We start from the raw sequence: 15,231 nt of genomic DNA, 5'->3' as shown, positions 1-15,231 counted from the left end.
ACGTCCTTTACAAACTACGAGAGCCACTCACCCGGCGACGGGCACACCAATGGCTCGAAACTTTCTGCATGAACCTACCATTTTGTGGTCTCAATGTGTCCAAATCCGGGAAAAATGATCAATCTTAGAAAAAATGTGCCAATTGTACGGTCATCAAAGCCAATTGGACTGGTCGGAGGCGGCCAAATCGGTGCGGATGACCTGAATCTGCTGCTGATTCGCGTCAGTGAGGTTGTTGCAGCGGATGGTGGCGCGGCCCCGCTGATAGAATCGGGGCGTATGCCAGATGCGGTTATCGGCGATTTTGATTCGCTTGATGATAGGTGCCGAAATTTGATCCCGGACGAGCGTTTGTTTCCGATCCGGGAACAGGACAGTACAGATTTTGACAAAGCCTTACGCCATATCGAGGCGCCTATAGTCTTAGGTGCAGGGTTCCTTGGTGGGCGATTGGATCACCAGCTGGCAGTTCTTAACGTGCTGGTTCAGCACCAAAACCGTCCGTGCATCCTTATAGGGAAGCATGAGATCGTCTTTCATGCGCCGCCGCATATCGCATTCAGTCTTACATCCGGCGATGTTGTTTCATTGTTTCCATTTAAGCGCGTAATTGGGCGCAGCCGCGGTTTAGAATGGCCAATCGACGATTTGGTGCTGGAGCCGGATGGTCGTGTTGGCACGTCCAACCGCGCATTGGCAGATGTTGATCTAGTGATGGATGGCCCAGGTCTTTTGGTGATGGTTCCCAGATACGCACTCGATCAGGTCATGCAGGCGTTTCTGTCGGAGCAGACCGAGCGCTGGCCCGCTCACGCAGAATAACGTACAGCCCGGCTGCTATGGTGATCCCGATACCAACGGCCGCTGTTCCATTCGGCAAGGCATGAAATATCAACCACCCAATGAGGGTGGCGGCCGGTATTTCAAGATACTGCATCGGAGCGAGGGTCGCCGAGGGCGCATAACGAAGCGACCAGGTCATGAATAAATGCGCGGCGGTTCCCAAAAGGCCAATTGCGACCAGCAACACCAAGCTATCGCCTTTCGGCAAGGCTAGGGAAAGCTCCCACACGTTTCCGAACGTTCCGATCAACAGGACTGGAAGCAGAAGGGCAGAGGCCACTATGCCGGACACAGCCTGCAATGCGATGGGATCAGCCTCTTTGGCGATCTGGCGCGTTACCAGCATGAAAAACGAAAACACAATTGCCACGACAAGCGGCAACAAGGCGGCCGCGCCGACCTGTGCAAAGCTGGGTTGAATAACCAGCAGTGTTCCAACAAACCCAACAGCGCAGGCGATCAGCCGGCGTAGGCCGACTTCTTCATCCAGCACGTATTTGCCCAGGATCAACATGATGAACGGCATAACAAAGACGATGGCGACTGCATCGGCCAGCGGTAAAAATTGCAAGGACGTGAACATCGCTGAAATGCCAATGATTTGCAGGATAGTCCTGACGAATGTCAGGCGTAGAACCCGGCCCCGCATACGTAAGGAACGATTGCTCAGCAAAGCCAAAGGGACCAAAACCCCGGCTTGGACAGCGAAACGCGCGAAGACCAAAAGACCCAGAGGAGTTGTTTCGCCAAGCAATTTAGCGATTGCATCCCCCATCGGTGCAAGCACGCAAAAACCAAGCATCAAGACGATGCCGAATACTGGTCGATCCTGTGTCATGCGCAGGACGCTAGGGGTTTTTCCAACCACTGAAAAGCGCCGAAGGCAACGGTTGAACTTTTGTGTAATCCGGTCCGATGCAGTGGGGCAGCCCGTCATAGAGCTTAACCCAGTTCAGCTTTTCTTCATGCGCGACGTGGAGGGTGGGTTGAAGGGCCTCGGGGTCTTCCAGCGTCGCAACATAGAGGTGCATTACATCCGACATGGATTGCGATCGGAAAGAAATAGGTGTGCCGCAATTTGGGCAAAAGCTGCGTTCTACTCCGGGGGAGGAGTTGAAGGTTTTAGGCACGTCGCCGGTCCAGCGCCATTGTCCGTCGCGGACGCCGAAATAGGTCGTCATCGGCGCCGCGCATTGTCGTCTGCAACTGTCGCAATGGCAGGTCACGCAGGACAGAACTGGTGGATCGACTTGAAACCGAACGGCTCCGCATAGGCAATGTCCTTGCATTTCGACCCCCGCAAATCTCCGTCCTGAGTGACGGTATCAGCAGTTTGGCACGTTCACCGCCAGACCGCCCAGTGAAGTTTCCTTGTATTTTTCGTGCATGTCATGGCCGGTTTGGCGCATCGTCTCGATTGCGGCGTCAAGCGGCACGAAATGATGCCCGTCACCGCGCAGCGCAAGTGATGCTGCAGACACTGCCTTGATCGCGCCCAGACCGTTGCGCTCGATACATGGTACCTGAACCAGTCCGGCGACGGGGTCGCAGGTCATGCCCAAGTGATGCTCCAATGCGATTTCGGCAGCGTTTTCGACCTGCTCAGGTGTGCCGCCCATGACAGCGCACAAACCCGCTGCGGCCATGGCCGACGCGCTGCCGACTTCTGCCTGGCATCCTGCTTCGGCACCTGAAATCGAGGCATTGAACTTGACCAGCCCGCCGATGGCAGCCGCTGTCAGCAGGAAATCTTCGATGTGTGTTTCAGATGCGCCGGGCACGTGATCGAGGTAGTAGCGTAGTACTGCGGGCAGCACACCAGCAGCACCGTTGGTCGGCGCGGTGACGACCTGTCCACCAGCAGCATTCTCTTCGTTCACGGCCATCGCGTAAACGCTCATCCAATCGTTGATTGTGTGTGGCGCATTCAGGTTCATGCCCCGTTCCGCTTGCAGCGCGTCATGAATGCCTTTGGCACGGCGACGCACGCTCAAACCGCCTGGGAGGATACCGTCGGTGCTTAGACCGCGCTCGATGCAGTCGTTCATCACCTGCCACAACCTCGCTGTTCCCTTGGCAAGGCTATCCTTGCAGCCGCGCGAGATTTCGTTGGCCCGTTTCATTTCGGCGATGCTTTTTCCGCTCGCCTTGGCCATGTCGAGCATCTCGACGGCGGATTTGAAGGGGAAGGGGACTGGTGCGCCTTCGTCGGTGGCCTTGCCCTCGGCTAGTTCTTCTTCGGTCAGCACGAACCCACCACCGATCGAATAAAAGACCTGGCGCAGGATCACGTCGCCCTGAGCGTCGGTTGCCATAAGGATCATGCCGTTGGCGTGGCCGGACAAGTGATGTTCGTAATCAAAGATCAGATCGGCCTTTGGGTCGAAATGCAGTGTCGGCAACCCTTCGGGGGTCACCGAGTGTGTTTCCGCAATCGCAGCCAGTGCCGCCTCTGCTTTTTCGTTGTCATAGGTGTCGGGGACAAATCCAGCCAACCCAAGAATGGTGGCTCGGTCGGTTGCGTGGCCAACGCCGGTAAAGGCCAGCGACCCATGAAGCGAACCGCGCAGACCGGCGAATTCGAATGGAGACGCGCGCATCATGTCAAGGAACCGGGCAGCGGCGACCATGGGCCCCATGGTGTGAGACGAAGACGGGCCGATGCCCACTTTGAACATATCGAAGACAGAGAGAAACATGTCAGGTAGCTGAGCCTTCTGGAGGGTTAGCGTAAGTCGGAGATGTGAACGGTGAAAGCCCCAGCCCCTCTGCCGCGACAGCAGTTTGGGTCGCGGGACGGGTTTCGAGCTCGGTTAGGATAGTCTGCAGGTGCGGGGTGTCCGCCAGCTGGAACCAGCTGCGATCAGCATTTGAAGGGTACAGCGCCATCCACCGCATTTGGCAGGCCAGATAGTAGGTTAGCACTGAGGGTTGATCCGGGTTCAACCACTTGGGCGTCTTTGCAGCCTCTGCGTCCAGCAACTTCAGGTGTTGTGCCAGACGAGGGCGTATACCGTCGCGCAAGGTGTTTGCTTGGGCTGCGTTGATGTATTTTTCGGCATAGAACAGGATGCGTAGATCGGCGTGCAAAGTGTTAGATGCAAAGAACAGCCATTTCAGAAAAGCCGCGCGGTCGGGGCTATCAGGGGTAGGGGCCAACCGCTTATTTGAGTCCGCCAGCCACAGCAGAATGGCGGCTGTTTCAAAGATCGGACCTTGCGGGGTTTCCAAAACGGGGATCAGGCCATTCGGGTTCAGCGCCCGATAGGCAGCACCATACTGTGCGTTGTTGCGACGATCGACTAAGGCCGTATCATAAGGCAGACCCATCTCCTCCATAACCAGCCGGATCACCAGCGAGGCGTTGTCGGGGGCATAGTGTAGAAGGTAGGGCGCGTTCATAGGAACTATGTATACCCCAGCCAGAATGTCGAAAGCCTCGATTGCGACGTTTCCCTTCGGAAACGCGTATTTTCGTCACATGTTTGCTAAGGAAAACGGTGTATTCGCTCTCGCAGTCGTCCTCCGCATTCCGTATAAGTCCGGCAGCAATAAAGGGGAACGCTGCCATGACCGGAGAAATGTCACCCATCGACAAGGCCAAATGCGTCGCTGCTCGGCGTGCGGCCGATATGGTGCAGGACGGTATGCGCGTTGGGCTGGGTACCGGATCAACTGCCGCCTGGATGGTGCGTCGTCTTGGTGAACGCGTGCAGCAAGAAGGTCTGAAGGTTAAAGGCGTTCCAACTTCTACTCGTACTGCGCAGCTGGCCCGTGAAGTCGGGATTGAGGTCGTCTCATTGGATCAGGCCGGTTGGCTGGACATGACCATCGACGGTGCTGACGAATTTGACGGAGAGCTGAACCTGATCAAGGGCGGTGGCGGCGCGCATTTGCAAGAAAAGATCGTGGCCACGGCCAGCGACCAAGTGGTGGTGATCGCCGATGCTGGCAAAGAGGTTGAGACACTCGGCGCGTTCCCATTACCGGTCGAGGTGATCCCCTTTGGATGGCAGACAACGCGCACGTTGATCGAAGAAGCCTTGGACACCATGGATGTTCTGGGAACGACGGCCGTTCTGCGCATGAGGGGTGAGGCGCCATTTGTTACGGACGAGGGCAATCACATTCTGGATCTGCACCTGCAACGCATTGGTAATGCAAGGCAATTGGCTCTGGTGCTCAACCAAGTCCCCGGCGTTGTCGAAAATGGGCTGTTCATCGATATCTGTGACAAGGTTGTCATCGGATTTGGTGATGGTCGTGTTGAACTGCGTGACATCAACGAAGGAACCGTGGAAACGGATCTGCCTGCAGATAGTGGTGAGAACCTCTTTTCTGACTTGGCGGACTGATTTACCCCTTGGCGAGCGGGAGCGCGTTTCAAAGCAAATGAAATAGTTATGACTTTGGCGGCATTTCTACACGGACAAGGGTTGGCACCGTGCCATTCAACCCCAGATAAACAACGAATTTTGGCCAGACTGAATAAAGGAACCCAGGATGAGCTTTGACTATGATCTGTTCGTCATCGGCGGAGGCTCTGGCGGGGTCCGCGCAGCGCGTGTGGCAGCCGGCGAAAACGGAGCCAAAGTGGCACTGGCGGAAGAGGACCGTTATGGCGGAACCTGCGTCATTCGGGGCTGTGTGCCGAAGAAACTGATGGTATTTGCCAGTGAGTTCTCGGGCATGGTCGGTGACGCGCAAGCCTATGGCTGGGACATTCAGCCTGGCGCTTTGGATTGGAACACATTCCACGACAAGCTGGTGACAGAACTCGACCGGCTGGAAGGTATCTATCGCAATATCCTCAAGAACAACGGCGTCGAGAGCTTTGATCAGCGTGCCACCGTCGTTGATGCACATACGGTTGAGCTGGCCGACGGCACACGCAAAACAGCCAAGCATATCCTGATCGCTACCGGTGGCCGTCCGGTCGTGCCCGAATTCCCGGGCTCGGAACTGGCCATTACATCGAATGAGATCTTTCACCTTGAGAAACTGCCCGAGAGCATCCTGATCGTTGGTGGAGGTTACATCGCCAGCGAATTCGCCGGGATCATGAACGGTATGGGCGTTAAAACCACTCAGTTCTATCGCGGTGCGCAAATCCTGCGTGGGTTTGACGAAGAGGCGCGTGGCCTGATCTGCGAAGAGATGCGCCAGAACGGTATCGATGTGCGTCTGGGCACTAACGTTCTTGAGATGACCAAAGAGGGTGACAAGATCCGAGTCAAAGCCACCGACGGCACTGAGGATCAGTTTGACGTGGTCATGTACGCTACTGGCCGTGCGCCGAACGCAGACAATCTTGGTCTTGAGGGTTTAGGCGTCGAGCGGGGCCGCAAGGGCGAGATCGTGGTGGATCAATACAGTCAGACCGCCGTGCCTTCGATCTATGCGATTGGCGATGTAACTGATCGTGTGAACCTTACTCCGGTCGCAATCCGCGAGGGGATGGCCTTTGTTGAAACTGTGTTCAAAGGCAATCCTACTCCGGTAGATCACGAGCTGATCCCAACTGCGATCTTTACGCAGCCGGAATTTGGCACTGTGGGCCTTAGCGAAGAAGAGGCCGCTGCACAGGAACCGATTGAGGTGTACGCAACATCGTTCAAACCTATGCAGAAGGCCTTCGCAGGTGGAACGCAGCGTGTGTTAATGAAACTGATCGTCAGCCAGGCCACCCGTAAGGTGCTTGGCTGTCATATCGTCGCTCCGGGTGCGGGGGAGATGATCCAACTGGCCGGTATCGCCGTAAAGATGGGCGCTACTAAGGAAGATTTCGACCGCACGGTCGCCGTTCATCCGGTAATGGCCGAAGAACTGGTGACAATGCGGCAACCTGTTCGCACTGCTTGATTTGCAACTGCGCGCACACAAGTTACAAGGGAAACCGTGATCACACGGTCCAACACAAGGGAATAGATTCATATGGCGGGCAACAGCGGTGGCCCCTGGGGGGGCGGAGGCTCTTCAGGCGGTGGAGGAAATCGGGGTAACAACGGGGATGGGCGCAAGCCCCCCGAAGGCGATGGCCCGCAGATCCCTGAGATCGATGAGCTGATGAAAAAAGGCCAGGAGCAGCTGCGCGTCCTGATGGGCGGCCGTGGCGGCTCGGGTCGTGGCGGCAGCGGCGGCGGTCAGGGCGGCGGTGGCCCTCTCTTTACCAAGGGCACGCTTTTGATCGGTGTTGCGGTAGCAGCAGTTTTGTGGGGCGCGGCCAGCTTCTATACCGTCAAGCCTGAAGAACAATCTGTTGAGCTGTTCCTGGGTGAGTTCTCGGCCGTGGGCAATCCGGGTCTGAACTTTGCTCCGTGGCCGTTTGTGACCGCCGAGGTCCTTCCGGTCACTCGCGAACAGACCGAAGACATGGGCGGCGCGCGCGGTACCGACGATGGTCTGATGCTGACAGGCGACGAAAACGTGGTTGATATCGACTATCAGGTCGTTTGGAATATCAATGACCCCGCCAAATTCCTGTTCAATCTTCGCGACGCGCGTCAAACTATCCGTGCGGTGTCGGAATCGGCCATGCGTGAGATCATCGCGCAAAGCGAACTGGCCCCCATCCTGAACCGGGATCGCGGTGTCATCGCAGACCGCCTGCAGGAACTGATCCAGTCGACGATGGATAGCTACGAGTCTGGCGTGAACATCATCCGCGTCAACTTTGACAAGGCTGACCCGCCGCAGGACGTTATTGCTGCCTTCCGCGACGTTCAGGCCGCGGCACAGGAACGCGACCGCGAGCAGAACATTGCGGATGCGTATGCAAACCAGGCGTTGGCTCAAGCTCGTGGTGAAGCTGCGCAGGTCTTGGAAGAAGCCGAAGCCTATCGTGCTCAGCAAATCAACAGCGCTCAGGGTGAGGCCAGCCGCTTTAGCGCGGTTCTCGAAGAATACTCCAAGGCTCCAGACGTGACTCGCAAACGCTTGTATCTCGAGCGGATGGAGCAGGTTCTGGGTGATGTTGACAAGATCATCCTTGACGAAAACTCGACCGGACAAGGGCAGGGGGTTGTTCCTTATCTTCCCCTGAATGAACTGCGTCGCAATCAATCCGGGGAGAGCAACTAATGCGTAAATCACCCATTATTCTCATCCTCATCGTTATTCTGGGCGTTGTCGGTCTTTCCTCGATCTTCATCGTCGACGAACGTGAACGCGCGTTGGTTCTGCAATTCGGTCGCGTCGTCGCTGTGAAGGAAGAGCCTGGTCTGGCATTTAAGATTCCTCTGATCCAGGAAGTCGTTCGCTATGACGACCGTATCTTGTCGATCGACGTTCAGCCACTTGAGGTAACGCCTTTGGACGATCGTCGTCTGGTGGTTGATGCCTTCGCCCGTTACCGGATTTCTGATCTGGAGCAATTCCGTCAGGCCGTAGGTGTCGGTGGTATTCCGGTGGCCGAAGATCGACTGGATCGTATCCTTCGCGCGGAAACCCGCGAAGTTCTGGGTTCGGTGTCGTCGCGCGACATCCTTAGTTCCGACCGTGCCGCCCTGATGCTGCGCATTCGGAACAGCGCAATTGCCGAAGCTCGCGCGCTGGGCGTTAACGTGATCGACGTGCGCCTTAAGGCAACTGACTTGCCGCAGGCAAACCTTGAAGCAACGTTTGACCGTATGAAGGCCGAACGTGAGCGTGAAGCAACAGACGAACGCGCACGTGGTAAAGAAGCCGCGCAGCGCATCCGTGCTCAGGCAGACAGAACAGTGGTTGAACTGGTATCGGACGCCAACCGCGAAGCCGAGATCATCCGTGGTGAGGCAGACGCCGAACGTAACGCGATCTTTGCGGAAGCCTATGGTGCTGATCCTGAGTTCTTTGAATTCTACCGCTCGCTTTCTGCGTACGAACAGGCTCTGGGCGGCGGCAACAGCTCTATGGTGCTGAGCCCGGACTCTGAGTTCTTCAACTACTTGAAATCACCCACAGGTCAGGCTGGCCGATAATGGGTATGATCCTTCTGGCCTTTGGGCTGGTATTGATTGTCGAGGGGCTGGCGTATGCGCTGGCCCCTTCGCTTATTGAACGTATGCTTGAGGCGCTGCGATCCCTGCCAGAGCAGGCGCGGCGGCTGGCCGGATTGATATGTGTTGTCAGTGGCCTGATAATGTTGTGGGGCGCATATCAGGTCGGCTTTTAATACATTGCTTTCAATTGCTGGTGATTTCCCCGCGATCCCGAGTTGCTAGCTTGGGTAAACTGACTACATTGGTTGTTAAGCAAGGTTGCCGAGGGGCGGCCGAAAGAAGAATTGTCGACAAGGAGTTCCCAAGTGCAGGCACAAGCACGCAGTATTACCGTCCGGCGGGACGACAGTGTTGGTTTCATGCGGCTAATGTGGCTGGCTTTTGCGGGGATGGTACTTGTGCTGGCCCAAACTGTCGCTGCGCAGGCGCGAAGCGAAAGTTTGGCGCCCTTGGCCGAAAAGATCAGCCCGGCCGTTGTTAACATCACCACGTCAACGTTGATCGAAAACCAAACGGGTCCTCAGGGGATCGTACCCGAGGGCTCGCCGTTCGAGGACTTTTTCCGCGAGTTTCAAGATCGCAACGGTGATGACGACAACCGACCGCGCCGAAGCAATGCACTCGGATCGGGGTTCGTGATTTCCGAAGATGGCTACATCGTTACGAACAATCACGTCATCGCCGAAGCCGATGAAATCCTCGTGGAGTTTTTCCCAGGTGATGGCCAGCCCAAGAAAGAATTGCCGGCAAAGGTCATCGGTACGGACGAGAAAACCGACATTGCTTTGTTGAAGGTCGAAGCTTCGGGGCCTCTGCAATACGTCCAGTTCGGTGATAGCGACGTGGCGCGTGTTGGCGATTGGGTTATCGCGATGGGAAATCCGCTGGGGCAAGGGTTCTCGGTCTCGGCTGGCATTGTTTCAGCTAGGAACCGCGCTCTGAGCGGGTCTTACGACGACTACATTCAGACCGACGCCGCGATTAACCGGGGTAACTCTGGCGGACCGCTGTTCAACATGAACGGAGAGGTTATCGGCGTGAACACAGCAATCCTCTCACCCAATGGCGGTTCGATCGGGATTGGTTTTTCGATGGCATCTAATGTGGTCGTGAAGGTTGTGGACCAACTGCGCGAGTTTGGTGAGACCCGCCGTGGCTGGCTGGGTGTGCGCATCCAGGATGTTACCGAGGATATGGCCGAGGCCATGGGCTTGGACAAACCCACAGGCGCTTTGATCAGCGACGTACCAGATGGTCCGGCCAAGGATGCCGGATTGCTCGCCGGGGACGTAATCCTGAGCTTTGATGGCGTCGAAGTCGAAGACACACGTGGCTTGGTTCGTCAGGTTGGTGAGACGACCGTTGGCAAGTCGGTACGTGTTGTTGTGCACCGCGAGGGCGGAACCCAAACCGTGCTGGTGACACTGGGTCGTCGCGAAGATGCTGAACGTTCTGACGACGGGGAAGAGGCCACTCCGGAAGCACCTGTGGAAGAAAACGCAGATGTTCTGGGGCTGACGATCGCGCCGCTCACCGATGCTATGCGTGCAGATCTTGGTTTGGACGCCGATGCCGAGGGGCTGGTTGTTACAGAAGTCGATGAAGCGTCCGAAGCCTTCTCAAAGGGACTGCGGGCAGGGGACTTGATTACAGAGGCGGGCCAGCAAAAGGTAACCTCAATCGAAGACCTGGAGGCTCGTATGGATGAGGCACGCGAGGCCGGTCGCAAATCCTTGCTGCTGCTGGTGCGTCGTGGTGGAGAACCTCGCTTTGTGGCGCTAAGCCTAGGCGAATAAGCCATCAGAACTGAATTGTGGAAGAGCCGGAGTATTCGCTCCGGCTTTTTCGTTTCAGCTATCTGAAAAGAAACGAGCCACACACCGGGGAGGTGTGTGGCTCTGATACAGGGAGAGGTCAGTGGACAGATATCGGGGATGATTCTCTGACCTCCTACGGTAACACCTACCAAGATAGGATTAACGCGGTAGGGTGTATGTGAAGCAGGTCACAAGAGATCAAATCAGGTCTGAGTCAGCTAATTCTCTAAGGGCGTCAAAGTCCTGAATCATCAAACCGCCGCGTGAAGCTTCGACGACGTTGTCCCGTTTCCAGGTGGAAATCGTTTTGGACACAGCCTCACGTGTTGCACCGACGAATTCGGCCAATTCGCTTTGAGATAGGGTGATCCGCATGGTTGGATCGTCCTGCAATTCGGATAAATGCAACAGTTTGCGCGCCAACCGGATTGGCATTGGTAAGAATACCTGCTCGTTCAGTTGCGATCCCATCCAGCGCATTCGCAGGCCGGCCAAGCGGATCATATCGACGGCCAGGTCGGGGTGCTTACGGATCTGGTTCATCACATCGCCCTGTCGCACGCGCAAAACACGCGACGGGTCAGCCGCCGCAATTGTTGCAGTGCGAGGGCCGCTATCGAATAAAGCGATCTCTCCAAAGACTTCACCCGGCCTCATCAACGTCAATGATAGTTTGCGGCCGCTCATTGCCAGAAAGGACACCTCAAGTGTGCCTTCCAAAATGGCATAGAGCGCATCACCTTCGTCGCCTTGCTCGAATAGAACGTCCCCTCGCTCCAGGTGAATTTCGGACGCCTGGGCAGAAAGCATTGCTTTCAGTCGGTCGGATGCTTCGGACAAGAAGCCGCTGTCTGGGAAAGCAGTCATGAGTGGTTGGAGCTCCGGCTGCAGTTGCTGAGTGGTGTCCCAGCTTTCCACAGCTTCAGAGCCAAGCCAAGGCTTTTGTCCAGTTTTTCGGCCAATTTACCCGTTAAACAACTCAATTCCCTGATATTCTTTGGGTTGAGTAGTGGGTTTAACGTTCGCCTATTGGCGGTCAGGGTCATCCATGTAGCTTTGCAGCATGTTGAACTGCACCATCAAATAGACCATGAGTGCGATTGGAAATCCAAAGGTCTCAATTTTTACCCATAGGTCTGTCGACATCGTGCGCCATACCAGTTCGTTCGCTACAGCCAGTACTGCAAAGCAGCCGCACAAGCGACGTGTCAGGATCATCCAACCCTCGTGCCGCATTGGCAGCATCTCGTCCAGAACATAGGCCAGATACGATTTACCCTGAAGCAATCCGATGCCCAGAATGACCGAGAAAAATCCGTAAACCAGCGTGGTTTTCATCTTGAAGAACCGCTCGTCATTGAACCATGCGGTGAGACCCCCGAAGAAAATCACCATGAAAGCGGTGAAAATCTGCATGCGGCTTAGCTTGCCGGTTAGGAACCAGAGAATTCCCATTGCAGCCAACATAAGGGGCACAAAGATGATAGTTGCTACGATAAAGCCTGAATACTCAATGCCGCCGATCAGGAAACTGTCGTCGCGAAGGCGCAGGTAGATAAAGAAGAAGGCCAGCGGAGGGCCAAGCTCCAGCACCTGTTTCAGAAATGGATTGATCTTTTTTTCACCTGACATTGGATATTCCTGCTGCTTACCCGCCCATTTCAACTATTACGGCGCCCAATGCAATCAATGCCATTAAAGCAATCCGTCGTGGGCCAACAGTTTCTTTAAGAACAAGCCAACCTATCAGTGCGGCAAACACAGTCGACGTTTCGCGCAGAACAGCGGCTTCGCCGACTTTGTCCAAGCGTGTGGCGAGCATGATAGCCCCAAACGACAAGGGGGCGATGATACCGCCAGCAAGGCCCCTCAGCATAAGTGGCCCGAGGGCAGGACGATTGATCATCGCTCGCCAGCGTAGAAACGCATAAATCGGCAGGGTGGCGCCATCGATCATGAAGAACCAGGCCAGAAAGGTAAACGGATCTGCGGTCGCCCGGATGCCATAAGCGTCATAGGTAGTATAGAGCGCCACGAACAGCCCGGTCGCGACGGCCAGCGCCAGGGCAACACCCAGTGTTTCTCGGTTGGTTTCAAGAAAGCGAAAGTTGTAGATAGCCAGTCCGAATATACCGCTCAACAGCACTGCGACGCCAAACCATTGCATACCAGTAAAGGTTTCATCGAACAGCAAATACGCGCCAATAACCGTGAACAGCGGGCCTGTGCCTCGAACAACGGGATAGACGACCGTGTAAGAACCCTTGGTGTAGGCCATCGCCTGCAGAACTTTGTAGACAATGTGGATCAGCCAAACGACGGCAAATATGGGCCACATGTAGGGCTCTGGCCACGGCACCACAAAAAGCGCGAAGGGGGCCGCCATCAGGCAATAGCAGGCATCGATGGCACCGCGCGACATCCAGGGATCGTGACGGCCTTTTTGCAACGCTCCGAACACCGCGTGCAGAAAGGCTGCCATCAGTGCAAGCCCTAGGGCCAGTTGATGACCTGCCTCGGTGCCTTCAAGTGAGATGAGCCATTCGCTCAAGACGCATACCTTTCGCGGGTGATACGGGCAGGGGCGTCTGACCCCCACACCTGCCGAGGATGCTCGGTCAGAATGTTTGGATTAGGTTGGTTCGAGTCCGGTCAGGGCAGCCGCAAATTCTTCGGGGTCAAATGGCGCCAGATCGTCGATTTGTTCACCCACACCGATGGCATGAATGGGCAAACCAAACTTGTCGGCCAGCGCCACCAGCACGCCACCTTTGGCGGTACCGTCCAGCTTGGTCATTACCAGGCCTGATACGTCGGCCAGCTTCTGGAACGTTTCGACCTGGCTCAGAGCGTTCTGTCCGGTAGTGGCGTCCAGAACCAGCAAAGTGTTGTGAGGGGCGGTTTCGTCAACTTTGCGAATGACGCGGACGATTTTGGCCAACTCTTCCATCAAGTCAGCCCGGTTTTGCAGGCGCCCGGCAGTATCAATCATCAGCAGGTCGGCGCCATCTTGCTGCGCGCGCGTCAGGGCGTCAAAGGCCAGAGAGGCAGGGTCCGAACCTTCGGGTGCTGTCAGAACCGGTACACCTGCACGGTCACCCCAAACCTGAAGCTGTTCCACGGCGGCAGCACGAAACGTGTCACCCGCCGCAATCACCACCTTTTTTCCGGCGGCTTTGAACTGACTTGCGAGCTTGCCGATTGTCGTTGTTTTGCCAGAGCCGTTGACCCCGACCACCAGAACAACCTGCGGGCGTTTCTGATAGATCGGCAGAGGTTTGGCGACCGGCTCCATCACACGGGCCACTTCTTGCGCCAGCAGTTGTTTGATTTCCTGCGTAGACAATTTGCGGCCGAACCGTCCTTCGGCCATGTTCGCCGTGACACGCAGTGCAGTGTCCACGCCCATATCAGAGGCGATCAACAGCTCTTCCAGTTGTTCCAGCATGTCGTCATCCAGGGTGCGACGTATAGCTGTTTTGGTATCGCTTCGGCCGAAAAGGCGGCCAAGTACACCTTTGGATGGCGTTACCTCGGGCGGCGTCGGGGCAGGGCTGGGGTCAACTGGCGCGGGTTCAGGAGTCTCAACCGGCTGAGGCACTGGTTCAGGCTGCGGTACTTCGGGTACAGGTACAGGCTGCGGTTCTGGCTCGGGGATGACCGGATCCGGCGCAGTAGTTTCCTCGCCACCATCTTCGACGATAGCTTCCAGCCCCTGATCGAGGCGCGACGAGGATTTGAACAACTTGTCCTTGAGCTTTGAGAAAAACGCCATTTTTGGTCTCCGCAGGTGTTCCCCTCACCTAATGCGGATTTGCGGCAGTTGCAAAGGGTCAGACAAACGCGATCAGGAAACCGGCTTGAGCAGCCCAGTAGAGCACCCAAACCACGTAGGGCGTAAACTTTTGAGCGGGATGATCCGATGGAAGCAGGAATTTTTCGGTTGCCAACGTGAGGTCTGAGACGATGAAGGCCAATGCCGCTGGCAGAGCCCAACGTAATGATCCTGCTTCGGGCAGGGACAACACGGTTACGCCCATGCCCAGAATGATGGGGATGTACACAAGAACGGGAACCTTGAGCTCACCCACTCGCGGCGCCAACAGGGTGGCGGCTATGATGCCAAGAATTATGAACGACCAGAAGAAACCGGGCCTGTCCAAAATCAGGGCGGTTTCACTGCTGGGGTGCGACATGAACAGTGCGACATAAGCCAAATGACCGGCTGCAAATGCACCAATTCCCGCCATGAAAGTACTGTCTGTTTCGCGTGACAAAAGCGCGTCACCCAAAGCACAGAGAGCAAGCGCTAGGATAAGCAAAATTGGCGCGGCACTCTGAAAGGCGATTATTGCCAGTAGGGCGACCGAACCGGTTTTCAGGGCGGATCGAACGGTGCTTGCAGGGCGCGGCGTCATGGGGAGATAGGCCAGAGCGCAAGCCGCCGCGATCCAGAAGAGTGCCGTAGTCATATATCCATCCCTTTATTCTGTTTTGAAAACAGCATCGTACCGGTTAGCTGTTTAATTCAACCGATGACGTTAAGGCAGGTTACCCGGCGAAATTGGTGATTGGCCTTGTTTACCGGCATC

Annotated in this window: 16 protein-coding genes; 7 read left to right on the top strand and 9 right to left on the bottom strand. The window is 56.1% G+C overall.

Annotated elements, in window-relative coordinates; genetic code table 11:
• Positions 1-114 precede the first annotated feature (114 nt).
• Positions 115-822: a thiamine diphosphokinase gene (locus tag ACR0EO_RS05710; RefSeq protein ID WP_480687855.1), complete on the top strand. Its 708-nt coding sequence runs from the start codon at positions 115-117 to the stop codon at positions 820-822.
• On the opposite strand, the gene ACR0EO_RS05705 is transcribed toward ACR0EO_RS05710, so the two are convergent.
• Genes ACR0EO_RS05705 through ACR0EO_RS05690 form a run of 4 tightly spaced genes read right to left on the bottom strand, consistent with a single transcriptional unit; the run spans position 767 to position 4,245 of the window.
• Positions 767-1,681: a DMT family transporter gene (locus tag ACR0EO_RS05705; RefSeq protein ID WP_480687853.1), complete on the bottom strand. Its 915-nt coding sequence runs from the start codon at positions 1,679-1,681 to the stop codon at positions 767-769. The two genes, ACR0EO_RS05710 and ACR0EO_RS05705, sit on opposite strands and share 56 nt — an antisense overlap.
• 10 nt (positions 1,682-1,691) lie before the next feature.
• Positions 1,692-2,132 carry a GFA family protein gene (locus ACR0EO_RS05700; protein ID WP_480687851.1) on the bottom strand — a complete coding sequence of 147 codons (441 nt, stop codon included), beginning with the start codon at positions 2,130-2,132 and terminating at the stop codon, positions 1,692-1,694.
• A 36-nt stretch (positions 2,133-2,168) separates the two neighbouring features.
• A complete protein-coding gene (locus tag ACR0EO_RS05695) occupies positions 2,169-3,542 on the bottom strand; it encodes an L-serine ammonia-lyase (protein ID WP_480687849.1) in 1,374 nt (457 codons plus the stop codon).
• A 1-nt stretch (position 3,543) separates the two neighbouring features.
• Entirely contained in the window at positions 3,544-4,245 is a 702-nt protein-coding gene (locus tag ACR0EO_RS05690; RefSeq protein ID WP_480687847.1) for a glutathione S-transferase family protein, read from the bottom strand.
• Positions 4,246-4,412: 167 nt separating this feature from the next.
• Here ACR0EO_RS05690 and rpiA point away from each other — a divergent pair, with 167 nt between their 5' ends.
• From rpiA to ACR0EO_RS05660, 6 genes are all read left to right on the top strand, one after another.
• Complete coding sequence (gene rpiA / locus ACR0EO_RS05685; RefSeq protein ID WP_480687845.1) at positions 4,413-5,198, top strand: ribose-5-phosphate isomerase RpiA; 786 nt, start codon at positions 4,413-4,415, stop codon at positions 5,196-5,198.
• A 148-nt stretch (positions 5,199-5,346) separates the two neighbouring features.
• The gene (gene gor, locus ACR0EO_RS05680; RefSeq protein WP_480687843.1) at positions 5,347-6,705 is read left to right on the top strand and encodes a glutathione-disulfide reductase; all 1,359 of its coding nucleotides are present in this window, start codon (positions 5,347-5,349) and stop codon (positions 6,703-6,705) included.
• Between the two features lie 72 nt (positions 6,706-6,777).
• Entirely contained in the window at positions 6,778-7,923 is a 1,146-nt protein-coding gene (gene hflK / locus ACR0EO_RS05675) for an FtsH protease activity modulator HflK (RefSeq protein ID WP_480687841.1), read from the top strand.
• Positions 7,923-8,801, top strand: a complete 879-nt coding sequence (gene hflC, locus ACR0EO_RS05670) for a protease modulator HflC (RefSeq protein ID WP_480687839.1) — start codon at positions 7,923-7,925, stop codon at positions 8,799-8,801. The genes hflK and hflC overlap by 1 nt, the downstream gene beginning before the upstream one ends.
• The gene (locus ACR0EO_RS05665) at positions 8,801-8,995 is read left to right on the top strand and encodes a DUF2065 domain-containing protein (RefSeq protein WP_480687837.1); all 195 of its coding nucleotides are present in this window, start codon (positions 8,801-8,803) and stop codon (positions 8,993-8,995) included. The genes hflC and ACR0EO_RS05665 overlap by 1 nt, the downstream gene beginning before the upstream one ends.
• Before the next feature lie 132 nt (positions 8,996-9,127).
• Positions 9,128-10,618, top strand: coding sequence for a Do family serine endopeptidase (locus ACR0EO_RS05660; protein ID WP_480687835.1), 1,491 nt, complete (start codon positions 9,128-9,130; stop codon positions 10,616-10,618).
• A 219-nt stretch (positions 10,619-10,837) separates the two neighbouring features.
• Here ACR0EO_RS05660 and ACR0EO_RS05655 read toward each other — a convergent pair whose 3' ends face one another.
• The 5 genes from ACR0EO_RS05655 to ACR0EO_RS05635 all read right to left on the bottom strand — a co-directional run bounded on the left by ACR0EO_RS05655 (position 10,838) and on the right by ACR0EO_RS05635 (position 15,111).
• The gene (locus ACR0EO_RS05655; protein ID WP_480687833.1) at positions 10,838-11,506 is read right to left on the bottom strand and encodes a Crp/Fnr family transcriptional regulator; all 669 of its coding nucleotides are present in this window, start codon (positions 11,504-11,506) and stop codon (positions 10,838-10,840) included.
• Between the two features lie 159 nt (positions 11,507-11,665).
• Positions 11,666-12,271, bottom strand: a complete 606-nt coding sequence (locus ACR0EO_RS05650; RefSeq protein WP_480687831.1) for an inner membrane-spanning protein YciB — start codon at positions 12,269-12,271, stop codon at positions 11,666-11,668.
• 16 nt (positions 12,272-12,287) lie between these two features.
• The gene (locus ACR0EO_RS05645) at positions 12,288-13,190 is read right to left on the bottom strand and encodes an EamA family transporter (protein WP_480687829.1); all 903 of its coding nucleotides are present in this window, start codon (positions 13,188-13,190) and stop codon (positions 12,288-12,290) included.
• Between the two features lie 81 nt (positions 13,191-13,271).
• Positions 13,272-14,414, bottom strand: coding sequence for a signal recognition particle-docking protein FtsY (ftsY, locus tag ACR0EO_RS05640; RefSeq protein WP_480687827.1), 1,143 nt, complete (start codon positions 14,412-14,414; stop codon positions 13,272-13,274).
• A 58-nt stretch (positions 14,415-14,472) separates the two neighbouring features.
• Positions 14,473-15,111 (bottom strand): lysoplasmalogenase family protein, encoded by a 639-nt coding sequence (locus tag ACR0EO_RS05635; RefSeq protein ID WP_480687825.1) that lies wholly within the window; start codon positions 15,109-15,111, stop codon positions 14,473-14,475.
• Between the last annotated feature and the right edge of the window lie 120 nt (positions 15,112-15,231).

Source organism: Ruegeria sp. BE9 (assembly GCF_056538765.1).
This window is presented reverse-complemented; position numbering and strand designations above follow the sequence as displayed.

Coding starts and splice junctions, on each gene's coding strand:
- ACR0EO_RS05710 (WP_480687855.1), top strand. CDS start 115: ATGATCAATCTTAGAAAAAATGTGCCAATTGTACGGTCATCAAAGCCA.
- ACR0EO_RS05705 (WP_480687853.1), bottom strand. CDS start 1,681: ATGACACAGGATCGACCAGTATTCGGCATCGTCTTGATGCTTGGTTTT.
- ACR0EO_RS05700 (WP_480687851.1), bottom strand. CDS start 2,132: ATGCAAGGACATTGCCTATGCGGAGCCGTTCGGTTTCAAGTCGATCCA.
- ACR0EO_RS05695 (WP_480687849.1), bottom strand. CDS start 3,542: ATGTTTCTCTCTGTCTTCGATATGTTCAAAGTGGGCATCGGCCCGTCT.
- ACR0EO_RS05690 (WP_480687847.1), bottom strand. CDS start 4,245: ATGAACGCGCCCTACCTTCTACACTATGCCCCCGACAACGCCTCGCTG.
- rpiA (WP_480687845.1), top strand. CDS start 4,413: ATGACCGGAGAAATGTCACCCATCGACAAGGCCAAATGCGTCGCTGCT.
- gor (WP_480687843.1), top strand. CDS start 5,347: ATGAGCTTTGACTATGATCTGTTCGTCATCGGCGGAGGCTCTGGCGGG.
- hflK (WP_480687841.1), top strand. CDS start 6,778: ATGGCGGGCAACAGCGGTGGCCCCTGGGGGGGCGGAGGCTCTTCAGGC.
- hflC (WP_480687839.1), top strand. CDS start 7,923: ATGCGTAAATCACCCATTATTCTCATCCTCATCGTTATTCTGGGCGTT.
- ACR0EO_RS05665 (WP_480687837.1), top strand. CDS start 8,801: ATGGGTATGATCCTTCTGGCCTTTGGGCTGGTATTGATTGTCGAGGGG.
- ACR0EO_RS05655 (WP_480687833.1), bottom strand. CDS start 11,506: ATGACTGCTTTCCCAGACAGCGGCTTCTTGTCCGAAGCATCCGACCGA.
- ACR0EO_RS05650 (WP_480687831.1), bottom strand. CDS start 12,271: ATGTCAGGTGAAAAAAAGATCAATCCATTTCTGAAACAGGTGCTGGAG.
- ftsY (WP_480687827.1), bottom strand. CDS start 14,414: ATGGCGTTTTTCTCAAAGCTCAAGGACAAGTTGTTCAAATCCTCGTCG.
- ACR0EO_RS05635 (WP_480687825.1), bottom strand. CDS start 15,111: ATGACTACGGCACTCTTCTGGATCGCGGCGGCTTGCGCTCTGGCCTAT.